At 40.7% G+C, this 18,589-nt stretch carries 17 protein-coding genes; 1 reads left to right on the forward strand and 16 read right to left on the reverse strand.

The window, feature by feature from the left end; all coding sequences use genetic code 11:
- Nucleotides 1–151 precede the first annotated feature (151 nt).
- The 9 genes from hpf to rfbH form a co-directional block, all read right to left on the reverse strand.
- On the reverse strand, nt 152–703 hold the full coding sequence (gene hpf, locus FRY98_RS13940) for a ribosome hibernation-promoting factor, HPF/YfiA family (protein WP_148452872.1): 552 nt from the start codon (nt 701–703) through the stop codon (nt 152–154).
- 131 nt (nt 704–834) lie between these two features.
- Nucleotides 835–1,398 carry a VanZ family protein gene (locus tag FRY98_RS13945; protein ID WP_148452874.1) on the reverse strand — a complete coding sequence of 188 codons (564 nt, stop codon included), beginning with the start codon at nt 1,396–1,398 and terminating at the stop codon, nt 835–837.
- Nucleotides 1,399–1,534: 136 nt separating this feature from the next.
- A complete protein-coding gene (locus FRY98_RS13950) occupies nt 1,535–2,629 on the reverse strand; it encodes a glycosyltransferase family 4 protein (protein ID WP_148452876.1) in 1,095 nt (364 codons plus the stop codon).
- Between the two features lie 438 nt (nt 2,630–3,067).
- A complete protein-coding gene (locus tag FRY98_RS13955; protein ID WP_007132290.1) occupies nt 3,068–3,265 on the reverse strand; it encodes a cold-shock protein in 198 nt (65 codons plus the stop codon).
- Between the two features lie 518 nt (nt 3,266–3,783).
- Nucleotides 3,784–4,890: a hypothetical protein gene (locus tag FRY98_RS13960; protein ID WP_148452878.1), complete on the reverse strand. Its 1,107-nt coding sequence runs from the start codon at nt 4,888–4,890 to the stop codon at nt 3,784–3,786.
- 356 nt (nt 4,891–5,246) lie between these two features.
- Nucleotides 5,247–6,134, reverse strand: coding sequence for an NAD-dependent epimerase/dehydratase family protein (locus FRY98_RS13965; protein ID WP_148452880.1), 888 nt, complete (start codon nt 6,132–6,134; stop codon nt 5,247–5,249).
- 17 nt (nt 6,135–6,151) lie between these two features.
- Entirely contained in the window at nt 6,152–7,231 is a 1,080-nt protein-coding gene (gene rfbG, locus FRY98_RS13970) for a CDP-glucose 4,6-dehydratase (protein WP_148452882.1), read from the reverse strand.
- Nucleotides 7,221–8,024, reverse strand: coding sequence for a glucose-1-phosphate cytidylyltransferase (gene rfbF / locus FRY98_RS13975; protein WP_148452884.1), 804 nt, complete (start codon nt 8,022–8,024; stop codon nt 7,221–7,223). Before rfbF ends, rfbG begins: the two co-directional genes overlap by 11 nt.
- Nucleotides 8,025–8,036: 12 nt before the next feature.
- Entirely contained in the window at nt 8,037–9,593 is a 1,557-nt protein-coding gene (gene rfbH, locus FRY98_RS13980; RefSeq protein WP_225039313.1) for a lipopolysaccharide biosynthesis protein RfbH, read from the reverse strand.
- Nucleotides 9,594–9,880: 287 nt separating this feature from the next.
- Between rfbH and FRY98_RS13985 the strand changes: the two genes are divergently transcribed.
- Nucleotides 9,881–11,749: a glycosyltransferase gene (locus tag FRY98_RS13985; protein WP_148452886.1), complete on the forward strand. Its 1,869-nt coding sequence runs from the start codon at nt 9,881–9,883 to the stop codon at nt 11,747–11,749.
- Nucleotides 11,750–11,949: 200 nt separating this feature from the next.
- Here the strand turns inward: FRY98_RS13985 and pseC are convergent, their stop codons facing one another.
- The 7 genes from pseC to FRY98_RS14020 are packed head-to-tail and all read right to left on the reverse strand — an operon-like array spanning nt 11,950 to nt 18,586.
- Nucleotides 11,950–13,119, reverse strand: a complete 1,170-nt coding sequence (gene pseC / locus FRY98_RS13990) for a UDP-4-amino-4,6-dideoxy-N-acetyl-beta-L-altrosamine transaminase (RefSeq protein ID WP_148452888.1) — start codon at nt 13,117–13,119, stop codon at nt 11,950–11,952.
- Between the two features lie 31 nt (nt 13,120–13,150).
- On the reverse strand, nt 13,151–14,104 hold the full coding sequence (locus tag FRY98_RS13995) for a dTDP-glucose 4,6-dehydratase (protein ID WP_225039315.1): 954 nt from the start codon (nt 14,102–14,104) through the stop codon (nt 13,151–13,153).
- Between the two features lies 1 nt (nt 14,105).
- Entirely contained in the window at nt 14,106–15,152 is a 1,047-nt protein-coding gene (pseI, locus tag FRY98_RS14000) for a pseudaminic acid synthase (RefSeq protein WP_211373304.1), read from the reverse strand.
- Nucleotides 15,152–16,213: a UDP-2,4-diacetamido-2,4,6-trideoxy-beta-L-altropyranose hydrolase gene (gene pseG, locus FRY98_RS14005; RefSeq protein WP_148452890.1), complete on the reverse strand. Its 1,062-nt coding sequence runs from the start codon at nt 16,211–16,213 to the stop codon at nt 15,152–15,154. The genes pseI and pseG overlap by 1 nt, the downstream gene beginning before the upstream one ends.
- On the reverse strand, nt 16,210–16,893 hold the full coding sequence (locus FRY98_RS14010; protein ID WP_148452892.1) for an HAD family hydrolase: 684 nt from the start codon (nt 16,891–16,893) through the stop codon (nt 16,210–16,212). Before FRY98_RS14010 ends, pseG begins: the two co-directional genes overlap by 4 nt.
- A complete protein-coding gene (locus FRY98_RS14015) occupies nt 16,890–17,828 on the reverse strand; it encodes an ATP-grasp domain-containing protein (RefSeq protein WP_148452894.1) in 939 nt (312 codons plus the stop codon). The genes FRY98_RS14010 and FRY98_RS14015 overlap by 4 nt, the downstream gene beginning before the upstream one ends.
- Before the next feature lie 29 nt (nt 17,829–17,857).
- Nucleotides 17,858–18,586, reverse strand: a complete 729-nt coding sequence (locus tag FRY98_RS14020; protein ID WP_148452896.1) for a cytidylyltransferase domain-containing protein — start codon at nt 18,584–18,586, stop codon at nt 17,858–17,860.
- Between the last annotated feature and the right edge of the window lie 3 nt (nt 18,587–18,589).

The following is an 18,589-nucleotide window of genomic DNA, read 5'->3' on the forward strand; positions in this document are numbered from 1 at the left end:
GCAGGCGGATAAAGGCTCGTTCCTTGGACTTCAATTGAAACAATTACCACGAACATTCAAACAATCGTCATGTTTGGATACGTTATAATGGCTGTTCAACCCTTATTATTCGGAGGTTGCAGGCTTGAGCCGGCACTTTGGCAATAACGCGCTATGCCTTCTCGATCAGCCCGTATTTGCCGTCGTTTCGTTTGTATACGACGTTGATTTCCTGCGTATCGATATTGGTGAAAACAAAGAAGTTATGACCCACCATGTTCATCTGCAAAATCGCCTCTTCCACATCCATCGGTTTCAGATTAAACCGCTTGGTGCGGACCAGTTCCAGCTCTTCGTCCGTCTCTTCCATCGTGGCTACGGTGTCGCTGCCGTTCTCGACGAACAGGGTCTTCAAGCTGCCTTCCTGGCGGAATTTGCGGTTGATCTTGGTTTTGTGCTTGCGGATTTGCCGCTCCAGCTTGTCCGCGACGGCATCGATCGATGCGTACATGTCATCGCTGCGGTCCTCGGCGCGAAGCACAGCTCCGGTGAGAGGGATCGTGACCTCTACCACGTGCAAGCCTCGTACGACACTCAAGGTGACGTTTCCATCGGAGATAGGGGGTGCATCAAAGTACTTGTCAAGCCGGCTGAGTTTCTTGTCCACGTATTCTCTCAAGGCCTCAGTCACTTCAATCTGCTGTCCACGAATACTATAATTCATTGGGCACTCCTCCTTTGCTTTGCACCTTCATTATAGCATAGATGTCAGCCCAAAGTAAAAAATGTTAACGGGACGTAAAACGCTCTCTTGGTCACTTCCCCCGTTCGATCTTGTGATCCATACGATCACGCTTAACGCGATTCGGAGGCCCGGGACGGGCCTCCTTCTTTCCTTCCGTTGTCCAACGGCCCCTTCCCTCGCTTATGCGCCAGCTTCCGCCCCGTTCTCCATCGCCAAAACAGAATCAGGACCAGCGCGCCGCAGACGGCCCCTGCAGTATCCAGCAGGACATCCTGAACCATTGGGGTGCGATCTGGGGTAAACGCCTGGTGCAGCTCGTCGGAGCACGCATAAAGGAAGGAGATGAACACAGCCAGAGTAAAGTCTCGCCCCCTCCGCCCGGAATTCAGCGCATAGAGGACGAACATTCCCAATAGTCCGTAGATGGAGAAATGGGCGGCCTTACGGATAAAAAATTCGATAAATCCCCCGATCCCCAAACTTTGTATACTCACTTCATGCCCCGCATAGGTAAACGAGAAGCCGCTTAGACGTTCCTTTACGGAGTGTTGTGTAATGCTTTTTTCAATGTCGGTTTTAAGGCTCTGCTGCTGATAGGGCTGCGATGAAAACACGAAAAGCAGCATCATGATCATCACGGCCGGAATCCATTTGTAAAGTTTGCGGAATTGCATGTCGGTCACCTCGTAAATACGGCCATAACTCGGCCGGTGTCTATACTTTTAATAGCAGCCGATTGTAATTTGTTTTAATTCTGCTATCTCCATTATAGACGAGCCAAGAAAGACAACGCCAGGCGGGCTTACCGATTCAAAATAATGACCCTATTTCCTCTAAATAAGTATTGATTATGACGCTCCGGTCGTATTCCTTGACCATTTTGGCCCGCCCCGCGAGTCCCATATACTCCTTCTCCGCATAGGGCAATTCAATGAACCGGTGGATTGCATCCATTAAACTGTTCGCGTTTTTGGCTTCAAAACCGAGCCCGCTGATCCCCTCGTCGAACGTTTCCCGGCATCCCGTCACCCGGGAGGCCAATACGGGCCGGCAGGTGGCCGCCGCTTCAAGCAGGACATTGGAGGCGCCTTCGTGATAAGACGGCAGGATCACCGCGTGCGCATTTTTGATGTACGAACGGACATCCCTCTGTTCGCCGTGGTACTTGATAATCCCGTAATTTTCGTATTCCGCCAGCTTTCTGCCCAAATGCTTCTCCTCCATGCCGCCCACGAGATGAAACCGAACGTCAGGATGCTGGCGCTTGATCCGTTTGGCCGCTTCCAGCAACTCGCCGACCCCCTTCGCTTTCATGATCCTGCCGACGAACAGAAAGTGGATAAGTCCGTCGGGAGGATACGCCTCGCCCCCATGCTCCTCCAGGTTGACCCCTGAACCGGGCAACAGTCGGGTCTTCGAGCGGACAATCCCTTTGTTTAAGAAGTACTGCCGGTTCGATTCATTTTGAAAGAATATGCAGGAAGCATTTTTCAAGCCCACCTTATAAAGCTTTAGCAGGGTCACTTGCAGCACCCCCTTGTTTTCCAAGACAGCGCCCGGATCCGTGATATTGGCCAAATACGGTGTGTTCGTGACCCGGCAGGCGACCCCGCCGTAAATGTTCGGCTTCACGGAATAAGTCAACACGGCGTCCGGCCTCAAGCCACGGATCGTGCGGATATAAAAGCGCAGCAGCCCCCCATCCCTTAAAAGATGGATTCCCCTGCGGTCGATGCGCGTACGGATGAACTTGCAGCCCAACTCTACCAAACGGGCCGTGTATTCGTCTTCAGGAAGCGAAATGTACACTTCATCGTTCTCGGCTATGAGCTTTTGCAACAGTTCTTTCCTGAATTGATACAAGCCCATCCCGGACTCTGCCAATACCAAAATTTTTCTGGCCATCCCTTTGCTCTCCTTGCCGGGACTCCCTTATAGTTCCCGCTCTTCGTGATATCTTAGTTCCTTCCTGGAAAAAATCATACTTCTTTTACGGAGGCGGGTTCTGTAGTCTGGGCTACAATTCGGGTAAATAAAACTTACACTCGTGGAGAAACGGAGTTATGTCTGTGATCACCAACGATCATCGGGAAGAGCAGTGCGTTTCTGGTCATTCTGCAACTTGGATAACGAGCTTTGAAAGGAATTCAAAATGGTGGGAATTCTTTTGGAACTGATGAATAGGGGTTGGGGAGGCGGATGCGTACTACCGGGTTGATGAGTTTTAGTATGGCCGCTGTGGAGTATACAAATAAAGACCCTAGGTTCCCCTAGGGTCGATAGCTAGCGAATCTTCAATTGTTAACCATCGTACCGTATATGTAGGTCGGCTGTGCCGGATGATTATAATTTGATTACGTTAGCGGCTTGCGGTCCACGAGCGCCTTCAACAATTTCAAACTCGACGGATTGGCCTTCTTCCAAAGTCTTGAAGCCTTCGGATTGAATTGCGGAGAAGTGTACGAATACGTCGCCGCCTTCTTCAGTCTCGATGAAACCATAACCCTTCTCTGCGTTGAACCATTTAACTTTACCTTGCATGCACTAACATTCCCTTCATTATCAAATAAGAGTGTGACCCTGTGACCAAGTCCACATTTCTGACTATACCACCCAAACTTATCCAGTGTCAATTCCCAAGGAAAAGGTTTTATTGTTAATAAATGTAACCCTGTGTCGAATTGACGCTTTAGGGAGTTAGTAAGCAGGTGTGGGTGGCGGGTCTAAGTTAGAAATACCCATTTCATCAAAACTTGAAACAGTTTTTCTCAATAAATAAAACTTCAAAGGCAACTTAGGGAATATTTTTTACGAGTTGGAACATTATTCACCTGACCCGTCCCCCTTTCACCTAAAAAGAAGTATAAGCTTGGCCTCCAAGTGAATATCATAAAAATCAAGTATTATGGAGTCGATTGTAGATACTCCTTAATACTATGATTTTAAAGGTTGATATAAAGCATAGGGGATTGCGAGAGAATACAACGCGGATAGAAGAAGCACCTATTTTTATTCCCTGGATATGGAACTAAAGTCTTGGAAACCACTAAAGATCTATGTTAATTATTCAACGATAAAGTCCTGATACTTTCGCTAGTACTTTTTAAAGTAGTCCATGTTAACCCATCCAGGGAATAAAGTAAGTTGTTAGCATATGATCCAACACATAAATTCGAACTTGAATCATACACAACATTATCAGCCTTTATGTTAGTAGATTGTTGACTACTCCATGTTTCACCGTCTATAGATTTCATAATGAATCCACCGCTACCGTACCATTTGTTCCCGTATAAGACGAATTCGTCATTGACGAGCACAAGAGAAGTAAAACTATCATAAATTGTCGAAACAGGAATTTTAATAGATTTCCAATTGACCGCGTCACTCGATGTTGCAACCCATTCCCATGAATGTCCATCTCGGCCATCTGTAAGAGCTATTACATATTTTCCATTACTATATTCCATCCCAACAGGAATTACATTATGCCCACTAATAAATCCATATTTCGGAGTGCCTACTTGCTGCCAATTAACCCCGTCCTCGGACTTTAACATATATAAATTAGTCCCCGCATTTCCAATTGTAAAAAAGGTATTGTTTAAATAATATACTTTAGTAATTGATCCACCGAATATTGTGGGTTTCTGATTTATATCGGTTACATCAAGATTCGATGAATGAGTTGTGGTGAAAGTCTCCCCGTTATCTTTAGATGTCATAATTACTGAGTAGTATCTATCCGTTCCTGGATATACCATCCCTCCAGCCGCTACTATAGTCCCGTTATAATCGGAGGCTATTGCTACTAATGGATCAGCGTTCCCCGCAACTTCTCTATAGTTGACTCCATCCGTGGATTTAAGAACTTTACCAGCATAATTCACCGAGGACTTTGATTCATCGTGTATGTAAGCTGTCATATAAGTGTCAGCCCCCGAAAAAGTTGATCCAGAATATACATAATTATAACTATACATTCTGGATGGAAAGACCAACTTTTCAAAGTTCCCTTTGATATTTCCACTTTTATTTATCCCGTTATTACTGTTACTTCCACCAAACATAATAGCGGGATAGGGAGTATCGGCACTAGCCTGACTTATAAAATTAGTATTGATAACTAGAAATAATGAAAATAAAATCAAACTGAATTTTTTCATAAGTTCTCCTCCTAAGTAATATGAATTGAAACCGCTATTATTTCTTTATCGTCATTAAAATACAATAAAAACCGATGCCCCCTCTCGACATAAAATCGGAGAAAAACAATGTTACACCCATATTTGTATTTTCCTGTATATATTATATCATAGTATGTAACATTGTGATACAAGGGTGATTGAAATTTGATATCATGCCTTTTTATAAATTACAGGAAATTAATTATAAAAGTGAAGGAAGGGAGGAATAAAAAAAGGAGCGCCTTGCATGATAGGATTTGAGGCACTAAAACACAAAAACCTAACATGAAGACGCCAACTTGGTGGAAGTCTCGTCGGAATTTAGCTATTATCATTCAAGTATTTAGGTGATTAATTATTTTTCTAATTCCGTCATCAATCCCATCGTTCCAACTCCAACCCAACTCATTTAATTTTAATGTATTTGCATATGAATCCATGATTTCCGATTCTCGATACGGTAAAGCACCAAATTTCAGCTTGGTTTTAGAGTTTGTTAAAAGATGGGCTGATTCAATAAAATGCCTTATTGATACACTCATTCCTCTTCCGATTTCTATCTCGTTGTAACAATCTGAAAATATATGTAAATTTTTTATCACAAGTCGATATGCAGAGGTAACATCATCTATAAATATAAAGTCTCTTTTTTGTTCCCCTAGAGTCAGATCCAGAGATGGTATATTATTCAACATTTGCGTAATCACATGAGTAGTGAATTTATTGGGGCCATCATTCGGTCCATAGACATGCTCTAAACGTGCATTTATGAATTTTGTCTCCTCTTTATTCTGAAAAAAGGGAACCAACTCTAAAAAATATCGTTTTGTTTTCGAATATGAACCGAGATACTTATAGTTTCGATGAGCTGGTTTATTGAAAAAGGTATCGGTATTTATAAATGCATTGATTTTATGTTCAAGAGCACTTTCCAATAACTTCATAGGGAAAACTACATTACTTTCTATTTGTTCGCTTAAAGACTCTCTACTGCCATAAGATGTTGCCGCGTGGATTACAACATCGATACTTTCATTTTCAAACACACTTTTAATTGTAGTTTTATCGATATCATACGACACTATTCTGTCTAAATAGTTAGAAATACGATCGGTGTTGGAGAAACTCCTTTTTATAATAATTACGTGATGATCATCCTCCAACAACCCTTTGACAAGGTGACTTCCTACGAAACCTGTTCCGCCAGTTACAAGAATTCTCATTGTCCCAATCCTCTAATTTATCGGCTGATATATTCAAGAATTTGATTCTCACAAACTTCTCTCATATCTCTTTCATTCATGTACGCATAATTCCACTCAATGATCTTTTCAATGGATTGTTCCAGTGACCATTTAGGAGCCCATCCCAATTTATACTTTGCTTTTGACCAGTCAAGTTTCAAATAATGCGCTTCATGAAACTGATTGTCACGCCTTATCTGGAAACTTGCCTTCCCATTGCCCCATTTGGAGCAAAATCTTTCAACAATCCACTGAACCGTTCTAGCATCATCGTCTTTCGGCCCAAAGTTCCAAGGTTCTGCATATTCGCAGCCGTAGAGATAAAGCTTTTCTGCCAGCACTAAGTATCCACCCAACGGTTCAAGTACATGCTGCCAGGGTCTAATAGAGTCGGGATTTCTGATAATAATGGGGCTATTGTTTAATAGAGACTTCACAATATCTGGTACAAGTCTGTTATTAGACCAGTCCCCTCCTCCAATGACATTACCAGCCCTTGCAGTGGCTATCGCTACCCCATGCTTTTCATAATTTTCTGAATTAAAGTAGGAGTTTCGATAAGAGGAGGTGACTAGCTCCGAACAAGCTTTACTGCTTGAATAGGGATCATACCCCCCCATCGGTTCATTCTCGCGATATCCCCAGTGCCACTCTTTATTTTCATAGCACTTATCTGTTGTCACGTTTATAACAGCCTTTATATTATTATCCGTTCTCCTAATCGCTTCCAGCAAGTTAACAGTACCCATAACATTTACCATATAGGTCTCAACCGGGTTAATATAAGACTCTGTAACAAGGGGTTGAGCCGCCATATGAATAACGATTTGAGGCCTAGCTTCCTTTAATGATTGTTCTAACAACTCTAAGTTCCTAATGTCACCAATTATACTTTTTTCTATAACCGATTCAATTTTACACGTTTCGAATAAATTTGGTGTCGTGGAAGGAGGTAATGAATAGCCCGTTACCTTAGCACCTAACCGCGTTAGCCACAATGATAACCAAGACCCTTTGAAACCGGTGTGCCCGGTCAAAAATACCTTCTTATCTTTCCAAAAGTTTTTATTTCTCATTGTTTGTCACCACATCCAAACCCCATGTTTTCCACGGAGCTCTCCCCATTTTCCATAACTCTTCAAGGAGGTTCTTGTCTCTGATAGTATCCATGGGTTGCCAAAACCCTTCGTGTTTATAACTCATTAATTCACCGTTTTTTGCCAATCCTTCTAATGGATCTTTCTCGAAGACAGTAGTATCATCAGAAATATAGTTGAAGACCTCCGGTTGCAAAACAAAGAAGCCAGCGTTAATCCAGGCTCCGTCTCCTTTGGGTTTTTCCTGAAAGCCTTTAACTTCATTGCTAGCAGTAATTGTAAGTGCGCCAAATCTTCCGCTTGGTTGTACCGTAGTTACCGTTGCAAGTCTTCCATAAAGCTTATGCTTCTCAACCAATTCCGTTAAATTAACGTCCGAAACCCCATCACCATAAGTAAGCATAAATGGCTCATTTCCTACATATTTTTGAATTCTTTTCACCCTGCCGCCGGTCATGGTATCTAAACCGGTATTCACTAAAGTTACCTTCCAAGGTTCCGCTGTATGGTTGTGAGTAATAAGTTCATTATCATTTCGAAAGTCAAATGTTACATCCGACTCATGTAAAAAATAATGAGCAAAATACTCTTTAATATAGTAACCTTTGTATCCTAAGCATATGATAAAATCATTAAATCCATAGAATGAATAATGCTTCATAATATGCCACAATATCGGACGTTCGCCTATTTCAATCATAGGTTTCGGCTTGAGATGTGACTCTTCACTTATCCTAGTTCCGTATCCACCCGCAAGAATAACTACTTTCACTACGAAGGCCTCCTAGTTAGCAGTTTTTGATAGAACAAATTCTCTTATCTTTTCGATTACATAATCAATCATGGCATTAGTTAGACCAGGATAAACCCCCACTAAGAATGTATCATGTAATATCTTATCCGTATTCGTTAAGTCCCCATACACTCTATAGTTAACACCTTGATATGCAGGTTGACGAATTAAATTTCCAGCAAAGAGCATACGTGTCTGAATTCGGTTTTCCTCAAGAAAATTAACGATTTCGTTCTTTGTAAACTTCGCCCCATCACGAACCGTCAATATGAATCCAAACCAACTCGGATCCGCATTGGCAGTTGCCCTAGGTAAAATGAAGTAATCCTCTAGATCTTTTAATCCCTGGTATAACCGATTGAAATTGTTTTTTCTTGCTTGGACAAAGTCAGGGACCTTCTTCAACTGTGCCACTCCAATAGCAGCCTGCATATCTGTAACTCTCAAATTGTATCCTATATGAGAATAGGTGTACTTGTGGTCATAACCGTATGGCAGAGACCCTAATTCCCAACCAAACCGTTTACCACACGTATTGTCACAACCCGAAGGGCACCAACAGTCCCGTCCCCAATCTCGGAAAGATTCAATTATAGTTTTCAACAGAGCATTATTGGTATATACAGCTCCCCCTTCCCCCATAGTCATATGATGAGGAGGATAAAAACTTGATGTTCCAATATGTCCGTGGGTGCCAGTTAATTTTCCATTGTAAGTAGATCCTAAGGCGTCACAATTATCTTCAACGACCCAGAGCTCGTATTTGTTGGCAATTTCAAGGACTTTATCCAGTTCAAATGGGTTACCCATGGTATGGGCAATCATAATCGCTTTTGTCTTTGGTGTAATAGCTCCTTCGATACGCTCCGCAATGATGTTATATGTTCCTAGCTCGACATCAATAAAAACTGGAATAGCTTTGTTTTGAACAATTGGACCAACTGTGGTGGGAAAGCCAGCCGCCACAGTAATAACCTCATCCCCCGGCATGATGCGCTTCTCTTTTAATTTAGGGGAAGTTAAGGCTGAAATAGCCAATAAATTAGCTGAGGATCCGGAATTTGTTAACAAAGCATATCTTACTCCCAAATACTCGGCAAATTCTTTTTCAAACTGCTTATGGTATCTTCCTGCTGTAAGCCAAAAATCTAATGAGGAATCGACAAGACTTCTCATTTCTTCTGCATTGTAGACTCTGCCTCCATAGACGATAGTAGTAGACTCATTATTATTTTTATTTGAGTGGAATAAGTTATGGTAATTTTCAACACTGTACAAAATCTCTAATCTTAAAATCTTCTCAAGCTCTTTCTTGTCTAGTTCTGAATAGAATTGAATGTCTTCTGAGTTCAAACTAACTTTTTCACGTATATCCAGATATAGCGGAGTAGCAAAATCAGAATGATTAATTTCTAGGTGATAATTGATGGAGAAATCTTCAGGTTGTTTCTTGTGTAACAAATAGCCATAAGCCATCTGTCCATTAGTAATTACTACATGACTATTAATACTTTTAACTAAGACCATATTCCCCTGTTGTTTTAACACTTTTGCGGCACTCCTTCTGACCCTATGCAATTTTAGAAATCCGTTCCGATAATTGGTCATAAAAAAACAGCTGACTGGCAGTTCAATTTACCCTATCTCATTATATACAGTATATCTAAATCAGGACTTAAGGGACATTATAAAGTTACCGAAGGATGCATATTCCATATAATTCAAAATCAGATAATAAATTTAATTTTAACGAATTGTCAAATTACAAAATTATACATCTCTCAATTGGATAAAGTTAATGCTATAATTTACTTAAAAAAGGTGCTGAATTGAAGATGACAGAAAAAGAATTATCAATACAAATCGATCAGGATCTACAAAAAATAGACAGTCTGTTAGACAGTCAATTGATTGATGAAGCATACACGGAGTATGTTAATCTTTTAGAAAAGATAGAAGGTAAGGAATATAAAGATATTAATCGTCAATATAAAGCTAAAGTTTATATCTCTTTTGCTTATTTTCTGTTCAGTGGGTCTCAATTCAACTCTTTTTTTGAAATGCTATTGAAAGCCCAGGAATACGGACACCCAAAAGATGAAATAGAAGAAGTAATTTTAGAAGCTTTTGTTAGGCCTAACCTTAATGAATTTAGAAATCTTTATGAGGCCAATATTAATTTCTTACATAAAAATAATTATATAGATATTGAAAAAATCATACATTTCGATGATCTACCATTCTGGCTCCTTCCCAATGGTATCCCTAATGAATACTATTTATATAATAAGAGTCAGAAGCTTCTACAAGATAAAGTGACTTTATTTACCTACAAGCAAGTACAATCTCTTCCGACTTTGGATGCCTTTTCAGACTATTTATTACTAGGGGATTGGAATTGGAATACTGTATTGGCATATAACAATTCCGCTAGAAAAAGAAGTAAAAAAACTTATGTCGTACTAAAAGATATTGAAAAATCCCTCTCATGCTTACAAGGTGCATTATTAAATAGTGCAATAATCTCTAATGTTGTGATATTTGATTCCCTTGATCGCTTCAGACAATATATGTCCAGTTCTGATTTATTTCTCCCAAGAAATATAATCAACTTATCTGACAGTAGTTCAATGCCTCAATATATTTTGGATGAAATTCATGATAACCGGATTCATAAGGATAATCGAAAGGGCAACCGCGTTTTGCTTAGCGTTTGTATTCCTAGTTACAACAGAGGAAAAAGAGCGTATGAAAATGTAGTTCATCTACTGCAATCCCAATACGATGAGGAAATAGAAATTATTTTATCTAATAACGGGACACAAAATGAAACAAAAGCATACTATGATAAAATAAGTGAAATTGAAGACGCAAGATTAAAATACTTTGCCTTTAACGAGAATCAAGGATTCGCCAGTAACTGCTGCAAAGTCTGCGAATTGGCAAGTGGAAAGTTTATATTATTGTTAAGTGACGAGGATCTTATCAATCTGAATAATTTGCATTTCATTATGAACAAATTATGTATCTCAAATGATACGATATCTGTAATGAGGACCTCCTCCACCACACAATACAACTTATCAAATTTGGTAGCGAATCCCGGAAGGGATGCCTTGATAAATTTTATGTTATCTTCTAATTATATGTCAGGTATTATTCTAAATAATAAACTTCTCAAAAATTATAGAGGAATCGAGTACATTAAAGAAAATCTAAATAACAGTGTTTGTTACTGGTATCCTCATATGTATTGGGAGTTATTGTTGTGCCAATATGGATTTGTTGAGAGTACAGATCTTGTTCTTGTAAACGAAGGAAAAGCTGAAAAGAGTGAATTCGATAAGTTAAAGATAGATGACGAAGTTGTAATACCCTATTATGCATCAATTAAAGGTCGATTGGAGCAGCACGAAGGGTTTACCCATATTTTTCGGGATCTAGAAATTTGCGCTAAGGACCCCGGCCTTTATAGGGAAATGTACCTTCAACTTTGTGCAAAAACTTTGTTTCTAACAACGGTTTCAATAAATGGATACTACAAAAGAACAAGTACGGACTATAAACAATTATATGAACAAGTGTACGAGTTTTGCTCAAGTGAAAGTTTCTATAAAACTAAGATTAGTAATACTAACGACAATTATCGAAGTGATCTAGAAATACTGGCTCAAATTTACGGCCACTTTAAAAAGTCGATATAAAGCATCTAGCGCTTCAAGCAGACGTAGGCACCGTATATATAATTAATCGCCTGAGTTCTTCCTATCTTTGTAAAAAGTTTAAGCGGCCCTAATCCTTTAGATTTAGGCCGCTTATTGGGCTTTTAGTTATCCCCTGCAAGAGAGAATTCTACTGATCACTCTGTCTTCCCATGTAATCAATTCGCTTGATTATATTCTCGCTACTTCTTACCTTTATATCTTCGGTAAACACTCTTCACAGCTGCAATTACACTACTAACATCATCATCAGTCATCTTGGGAAACAAAGGAATTGTAATAGCTGTTCGGTAGTAATTTTCAGCGTGAGTGCAAGGCTCGAAGGAATAGGGTAATTGTTTATAATACGGTTGATTGTAAACGGGAATGTAATGCACATTGACACCTATATTTTCATTACGTAATGCTTGGAACACTTCGCTTCGATCAAAATAATTAGCTTCCCACCTCGTCACATATAAATGCCAAGAGGATTGCGTGCCCTCAAGCTGATATGGGAGAATCAGGCCCTCCATATTGGATAATTCTTCGTTATAAATGTCTGCTATTTCTCTTCTTCTAGCCACAAAATAATCAAGCTTATCCATTTGTGAGATGCCAAGGGCTGCCTGCATATCAGTCATTCGATAATTATATCCTAGGGCCTGCATTTCATAATACCATGGGCCGTCATTTTGGGTTAGTTCATCAGGTTCTCTTGTCATCCCATGATTGCGGAATTGAAGAAGCTTCCGGTAAAACTCTATATTATTGGTTACAATCATCCCTCCCTCCCCAGTAGTTACATGTTTCACAGGATGAAAACTAAACATGGTCATGTCTGCCAATCCCCCAACCTTGTGACCGTTATAACTGGCACCAAGAGAGTGGGCTGCATCCTGTATAAAGATTAAATTATGATCACGTGCGATCATGGAGATGCGATCAGCCTCTACAGGTTGACCTGTTAAATCAACAGCAATAATTGCTTTGGTTTTATCCGTTATTTTAGTTTCTATCTGCTCAGGTGAAATGTTATAAGTACGCATATCTATATCTGCAAAAACCGGCGTTCCCCCTTGATATAGAACACTGTTACTGCTAGCTAAAAAGGTAATGGGACTTGTAATGACTTCATCACCGGGACCTATGCCTGCTGCATAGCACGCGCCGTGAAGGGCCGCTGTCCCATTGGTAAAAGCTACGGCATACATAGCCCCTACATACTTTGCCACCTTTGATTCAAATGCCTTAATAGCAGGCCCCTGTGTAATGAAATCTCCACGAAGCACCTCAACTACGGCGTTAATATCATCTTCATCCAGCCACTGTTGGCCATAAGGTAATAGGCTCGATCTTTTCCCCGTTTCCATTTCAGTCCCTCCTTTAAAGAGAAAGGCTGGCTCAAGCAAGCCCGCCTTCACTGATCCATTCTCTTGTTCTTTTTATCCCCTCTTCCAACGAAACCTGAGGTTCCCAACCAAGTAAATCTTTTGCCTTCCCTGAATTACAGAGGAGTTTCTGAATTTCGCTCTGGGGATGGATATGTGGTACATGTCTGATCCTTGAGGAGTCGCCTGCGATTAATAGAGCCAAGTCGTTCACGGAGATATCCCGGCCTAGACCGGCGTTCACAATTTCTCCATTTACCCGGTCATTAAAACCGGCAGCGACGACAAAGCGGGCACAATCTTCGACATACAACAGGTCTCTTGTTTGAGTGCCTTCACCATAAATGTTTAAAGTTTTACCTTCAAGGTCATTCTTTATAAAGATGGCCACTACTCCACCTTCACCACCCGTTTTCTGGAATGGCCCGTAGGTGTTAAATGGACGAATAACAACTGTAGGAAGACCATATGCGTAATAATAGGAAAGGACCATGTTCTCCGCCCCAATTTTCGCCCCTGCGTAAGGAGAGGCTGGCTTGGTAGGGTGATTCTCATCAATCCCCCTTTCATCATTACAACGATCATAAACCATACAGGTACTCATAAATACAACCTTGGTATTATGCTTACGGCATTGCTCTAATACATAGAAAGTTCCGATCGTATCATTATTGAAAGTTGTCCGCGGATCATCAATGGAGTCTTGAACGTTAATAGATGCTCCGAGGTGATAACAGATTGAGAATTTATTTTCCGTGAACAAATCATCAAGCAGTTTTTCGTCTAAAATACTTCCACGGACAAACGCTTTGAAGTTGGGGTATTCCATCAGTTTAGAAATATTAGATTCGCGCCCATTTGAGAGATCATCTAAGATCCAGAGATTATGTCCCTCGTCTAATAGACTTTTAGCAACCCAGCGGCCAATGAAGCCTGCGCCACCTGTAAGCAAGATATTTTTTGTCAATCTAAATAACCTCCCATGTAAGCGGTGTCCCCTTGCTAACATCGCAAGATACTGCTCTTCCAAGTATTTGATCCAAGTATTTTGTAGGCAAACCAAGGCCGGGACGAATGGCTTTCACGTTATCTCGTGTAAGAATGTCCCCTTTCTTAAGAGTTTGCGAGATATAAAGTGATCGACGGTGCTTTAATGATTCTTTCTCTCTCTCTGTTGCCCCATAAGAAACATTTCCGAGCGATAACCAAGCACGCTCAGTTTCAACAACAAGCGAAGCCATTTCCTCAGGCTCAAGGGAGAATGCAGAGTCTACCCCACCATCAGCACGACGTAGTGTAAAATGCTTTTCCACAACCGTTGCCCCCAGAGCAACTGCTGCTACTGAAACCCCAACTCCCATTGTATGATCGGATATCCCTACTGAACATTTAAAAAGATCTCCCATGTGCGGAAGTGTAAGAATATTGGTATTGTCGGGGGCAGCCGGATAAGTGCTTGTACATTTCAACAGAACTAAATTCCTACATCCAGAAGAACGCGCTTCACGAACAGTTTCATCTAATTCCGCTATGGAGGCCATACCAGTAGAAATAATAAGCGGTTTTCCTGTGGCCGCTACCTTACGAATTAACTGAATATCCGTATTTTCGAAGGAGGCTATTTTATACGCTGGTACGTCAAGACTCTCGAGGAAGTCCACTGCCGTTTCATCAAATGGTGTACTAAATGCCAACATCCCATGTTGAGCAGCACGCTCAAAAATTGGCTTGTGCCATTCCCATGGGGTATACGCTTCTTGATAAAGATGATACAAGGAGTTTCCTTTCCATAAACTATTAGGATCTTCGATATAAAAGTCCCCATCATGAATATCAAGAGTCATTGTATCGGCCGTATACGTTTGCAGTTTCAAAGCATCCACACCTGCGGCGGCAGCCGCATCAACGATTTGCAGTGCACGTTCCAGGGACTGATTGTGATTACCTGACATCTCTGCTATTATAAATGGTTTGTGATTTTTACCAACCCATCGGCTTCCAATTTGAAATTCCATTAGAATTCCTCCTTTAATAATGAGAGTAGAGGATGCTCCCCTTTTTTGATTAGAGGGTCCATAAATTCCAGACATGTCCGACTTCTCTCAGCAATGATCTCTGGATTTCTTATTTTATCTATAAGAAATTCTTCAATGTCATTCGATGTTACGTCAGCCGACTTCCCCAAGTTCCAAATTAACCCTAGACGTTCAGCTTCCTTCACTGCGGCAATTTGATTATCGGCAATGGCGATAACACCTGAAGGTACTCCCATACAGCATCTTTCCCAAAGCGTAATCCCACCAGCCCCTATTGCCAGATCAACTTGTTGAAGCAACTGGTCCATCTCTACTTTTTCAAAATATTCGACGTTAGGGAGGCCATTACAAACAGACTTGATATTTTCCTTATATTTGTTAGCTGGCCCGGCAATAATGTAAAACTTAAGTTTGTCTCCCCTTGACCCTAAACTTTCAATTGCCGATAAGACTTTTTCAATTTCGCGGGTCGGATCACTTCCTCCGAAATTGACCATCACTTTACGCACCCTAGTTCTTGGTTGCTTTATTTGTGCATAGTATTCAGGCTTAAGCAACAAAAAGGCGGGACCCAATAACTTTTGACAATGCAGGGGAACTAGAGCATCATACCTCGAATTAAAATTTGGATACAAATTCTGGTCTAAAAGGATGTCACAATCATGGAATCTATTCGCCAAGTCATCAATAACAATAATTTTTTCAAGAAGCGGTCGAACCCTCTGTTCCCATTTCACGTCAATTTGATAATGATCAACGATTATCCATTGTACTCCCTCTTGGTTTAAGATTTCAATCGTCTGCTCCACATCATTGTTCAAATCGATCCCTGTGTGATTGTCTTTGAAAATAGCTCTCCACTCAAACTTATAATTTAATAATAGATTCGTAAGATCTGTTGGCAAATTCTCATTACATATAAATAACATCCTTACTGGAAAACCTCCAGCTTCCAGCATACGTGCAAGATTGATACAACGCATAAAATGACCAACACCTATTTCCGAAGAGGCGTCCGTACGCATAGCTATTGTCTTCAATTTTTATTCTCCCAATTCTCCATGACTTCAAAGATCTGTAGTAAATTATCCACTTGAAAATCTGCTTGGAATTCTTCCGGTAAAATGGAGCGAAAGAAAGCACCTTGGTTTATCTGAATAGTTTTAATGCCAAGAGGCTTAATACCAACGAAGTCTTTGTTTGGGTTATCACCTACATAGACTATCTCTTCATATGCCGCTTTCTCTGCAAAGGCAATTTTTTGAAAACAATAAGGAGAAGGTTTCGAGTGAATTCGACCGTAGCGATAAGTGATAAAGCACTTCTTCACTCTTTGATCCAGTTTAAGAGCTCTGATTTTGTTATACTGGACGATCTTGTTTCCATCAGTTACGATATAAACCGGTTTCCCTTTTAATCTGTCCAATACCATTTCCGCCTCATTAGACAACTTGATATCTGGTGTATGCCCTCTATATACTGATATACATTTTTTCAAGTTTTTTGAGGTCAACAAATTATGCTCCTTCAACACTCCATTAAATACCGCGCCGCGTCCTTCTTTTTCGAGCAGTTGAAGCATTTTTTTATAAGACCTTTCTGGGTCTATAGCAAAAGAACTATAAAGAAATTCGGCAACTGCTCGAAACCCGCTCTGCACAAACTGAATCTCTTCATACAATGTATCATCCAGATCAAAAACGTAAACTCTGACACTCATATTATATAATCCTCCGGGTAACGGATGAGCATTTTGGGGTGGTTTGATTTTTGAAAAGAAATATGATCTATTGGCTTATTCTGCATCTCTAAGAAAAACCAATAGAAACTATCAAGCCCCATTTCAATACTAAGTGTAGACGCACCGCCAAATCTACAATTGCATTCCAGGACATGAACCTGCTCTTGAGCGTCTACAATAAATTGCAAAAGCACATGCCCTCGAAGTTGCAGCTTTTCCGCGATTGCCCTACTCATATTTTCTAGTTGGGGATTTTCACATGCAATAGTAATTTGCGATTCCCCTCCCTTGACTTGAACCCTTTTTCGGACAACGACTCCCTTGGTCTTTCCTCTTGCATCCATATACATGTCAACGCTATACTCAGTACCTTCAATATATGGCTGATATATCGGTTGCTCCATTTTTTTTGCATGCAGGTTAGCCGAGTGCTGATTGAGATTGATCCCCATGCTTCTTGCTCCAGAGCCAAAACGTTCTTTGACAACATACTTCCTGATCCATGGTTCTGGTTGAAGCACTGTCGGGATAGAGGGAAAGCCCATTTCTGACAGCGTGAGGTGAAATAGATATTTATCCAGACAACGCTCAATCGCCGCACTATCGGAAATCATGACATGTATTCCAAACTTTTGGAAGTACTTCTGATGCTTAGCGAAATAAGTGAGCTCACCATCCCTGCTTGGTAACACGAAAGAGATTTGATGCTTTTTGCAAAAATCAACGAAAGATTCCGGAGTTATTTCTTTGAGTGAAGGACAATTCCAGAATCGATCAACAAAGTACTTTCCAATGCACTCTTCATCTGTATCCATGCCGAATAATATGCTATCTTTCCCCATCTTGTTAAGTGCTTTTCTTACGGCTTTAATCATCGGAATTTTCTTGGAAATACTCGTTATCAAAACATTCATAGGACCTTCACTTCCTTCAGACAATCTTGTTACTCACCAAGTTTTTTTTGAACAACTTCAGAATTAATAAGAACTAGATCAGGTCTAGCTTCCAGCAACGCTCTTATATCCGGCCAGAAAAAAAGGGCTCCTTTATATAATTCCTCGTATATAATACGAATTAATTCCCAGTCCTCTTGAGTATCTAGAGTTATTCGGTAGCGGGACTCATCCGTCAGATTGCTATATGAGTGGTAGTTGAAGATTTCCGGATGCTGGTAGATGTACGGCGTTACGTGCTCAAATTCATATTCTTTGTGGGCATTTAGATACGCCTTCTCCAAAGCAGCAAAAGTAAACACCTCTGTGTCCAGTCCTCTTGGAAAGGTGCCACTTAAACCACTACTCGAGTAATCATAACTATGTTGCAAGAAATGGCGAATTACCTGATCAGAGATGTTGGGATCTAATAATGGACAATCCGAGGTAACACGAACTACCACATCCGCACCCGCCAGTTTGGCAGCTTCATAATAGCGGCTCAACACGTGATCTTTGCTACCACGATAGACAGAGGCCCCATATCTTTCAGCTTCCCGGCAAATTTCATCATCCTCGTCTAAAACGGTTGTAGCCACAACAACCTGATTCACTGAAGGTACAACTTGACATCGAGTGATCACATGTCCTAAAACCGACTTATCAATTAACCTTTTCATTACCTTGCCAGGTAATCTAGTTGAGCCCATTCGGGCCTGAATAATGGCTGTGATGTTCATTAA

It is taken from the genome of Paenibacillus faecis, assembly GCF_008084145.1.
Taxonomy (GTDB): Bacteria; Bacillota; Bacilli; order Paenibacillales; family Paenibacillaceae; genus Fontibacillus; species Fontibacillus faecis.

Excerpts from the sequence above, each read along its gene's own strand:
- hpf (WP_148452872.1), bottom strand. The coding sequence starts at position 703 with ATGAATTATAGTATTCGTGGACAGCAGATTGAAGTGACTGAGGCCTTG.
- FRY98_RS13945 (WP_148452874.1), bottom strand. The coding sequence starts at position 1,398 with ATGCAATTCCGCAAACTTTACAAATGGATTCCGGCCGTGATGATCATG.
- FRY98_RS13950 (WP_148452876.1), bottom strand. The coding sequence starts at position 2,629 with ATGGCCAGAAAAATTTTGGTATTGGCAGAGTCCGGGATGGGCTTGTAT.
- FRY98_RS13955 (WP_007132290.1), bottom strand. The coding sequence starts at position 3,265 with ATGCAAGGTAAAGTTAAATGGTTCAACGCAGAGAAGGGTTATGGTTTC.
- FRY98_RS13960 (WP_148452878.1), bottom strand. The coding sequence starts at position 4,890 with ATGAAAAAATTCAGTTTGATTTTATTTTCATTATTTCTAGTTATCAAT.
- FRY98_RS13965 (WP_148452880.1), bottom strand. The coding sequence starts at position 6,134 with ATGAGAATTCTTGTAACTGGCGGAACAGGTTTCGTAGGAAGTCACCTT.
- rfbG (WP_148452882.1), bottom strand. The coding sequence starts at position 7,231 with ATGAGAAATAAAAACTTTTGGAAAGATAAGAAGGTATTTTTGACCGGG.
- FRY98_RS13985 (WP_148452886.1), top strand. The coding sequence starts at position 9,881 with ATGACAGAAAAAGAATTATCAATACAAATCGATCAGGATCTACAAAAA.
- pseC (WP_148452888.1), bottom strand. The coding sequence starts at position 13,119 with ATGGAAACGGGGAAAAGATCGAGCCTATTACCTTATGGCCAACAGTGG.
- pseI (WP_211373304.1), bottom strand. The coding sequence starts at position 15,152 with ATGGAATTTCAAATTGGAAGCCGATGGGTTGGTAAAAATCACAAACCA.
- FRY98_RS14010 (WP_148452892.1), bottom strand. The coding sequence starts at position 16,893 with ATGAGTGTCAGAGTTTACGTTTTTGATCTGGATGATACATTGTATGAA.
- FRY98_RS14015 (WP_148452894.1), bottom strand. The coding sequence starts at position 17,828 with ATGAATGTTTTGATAACGAGTATTTCCAAGAAAATTCCGATGATTAAA.
- FRY98_RS14020 (WP_148452896.1), bottom strand. The coding sequence starts at position 18,586 with ATGAACATCACAGCCATTATTCAGGCCCGAATGGGCTCAACTAGATTA.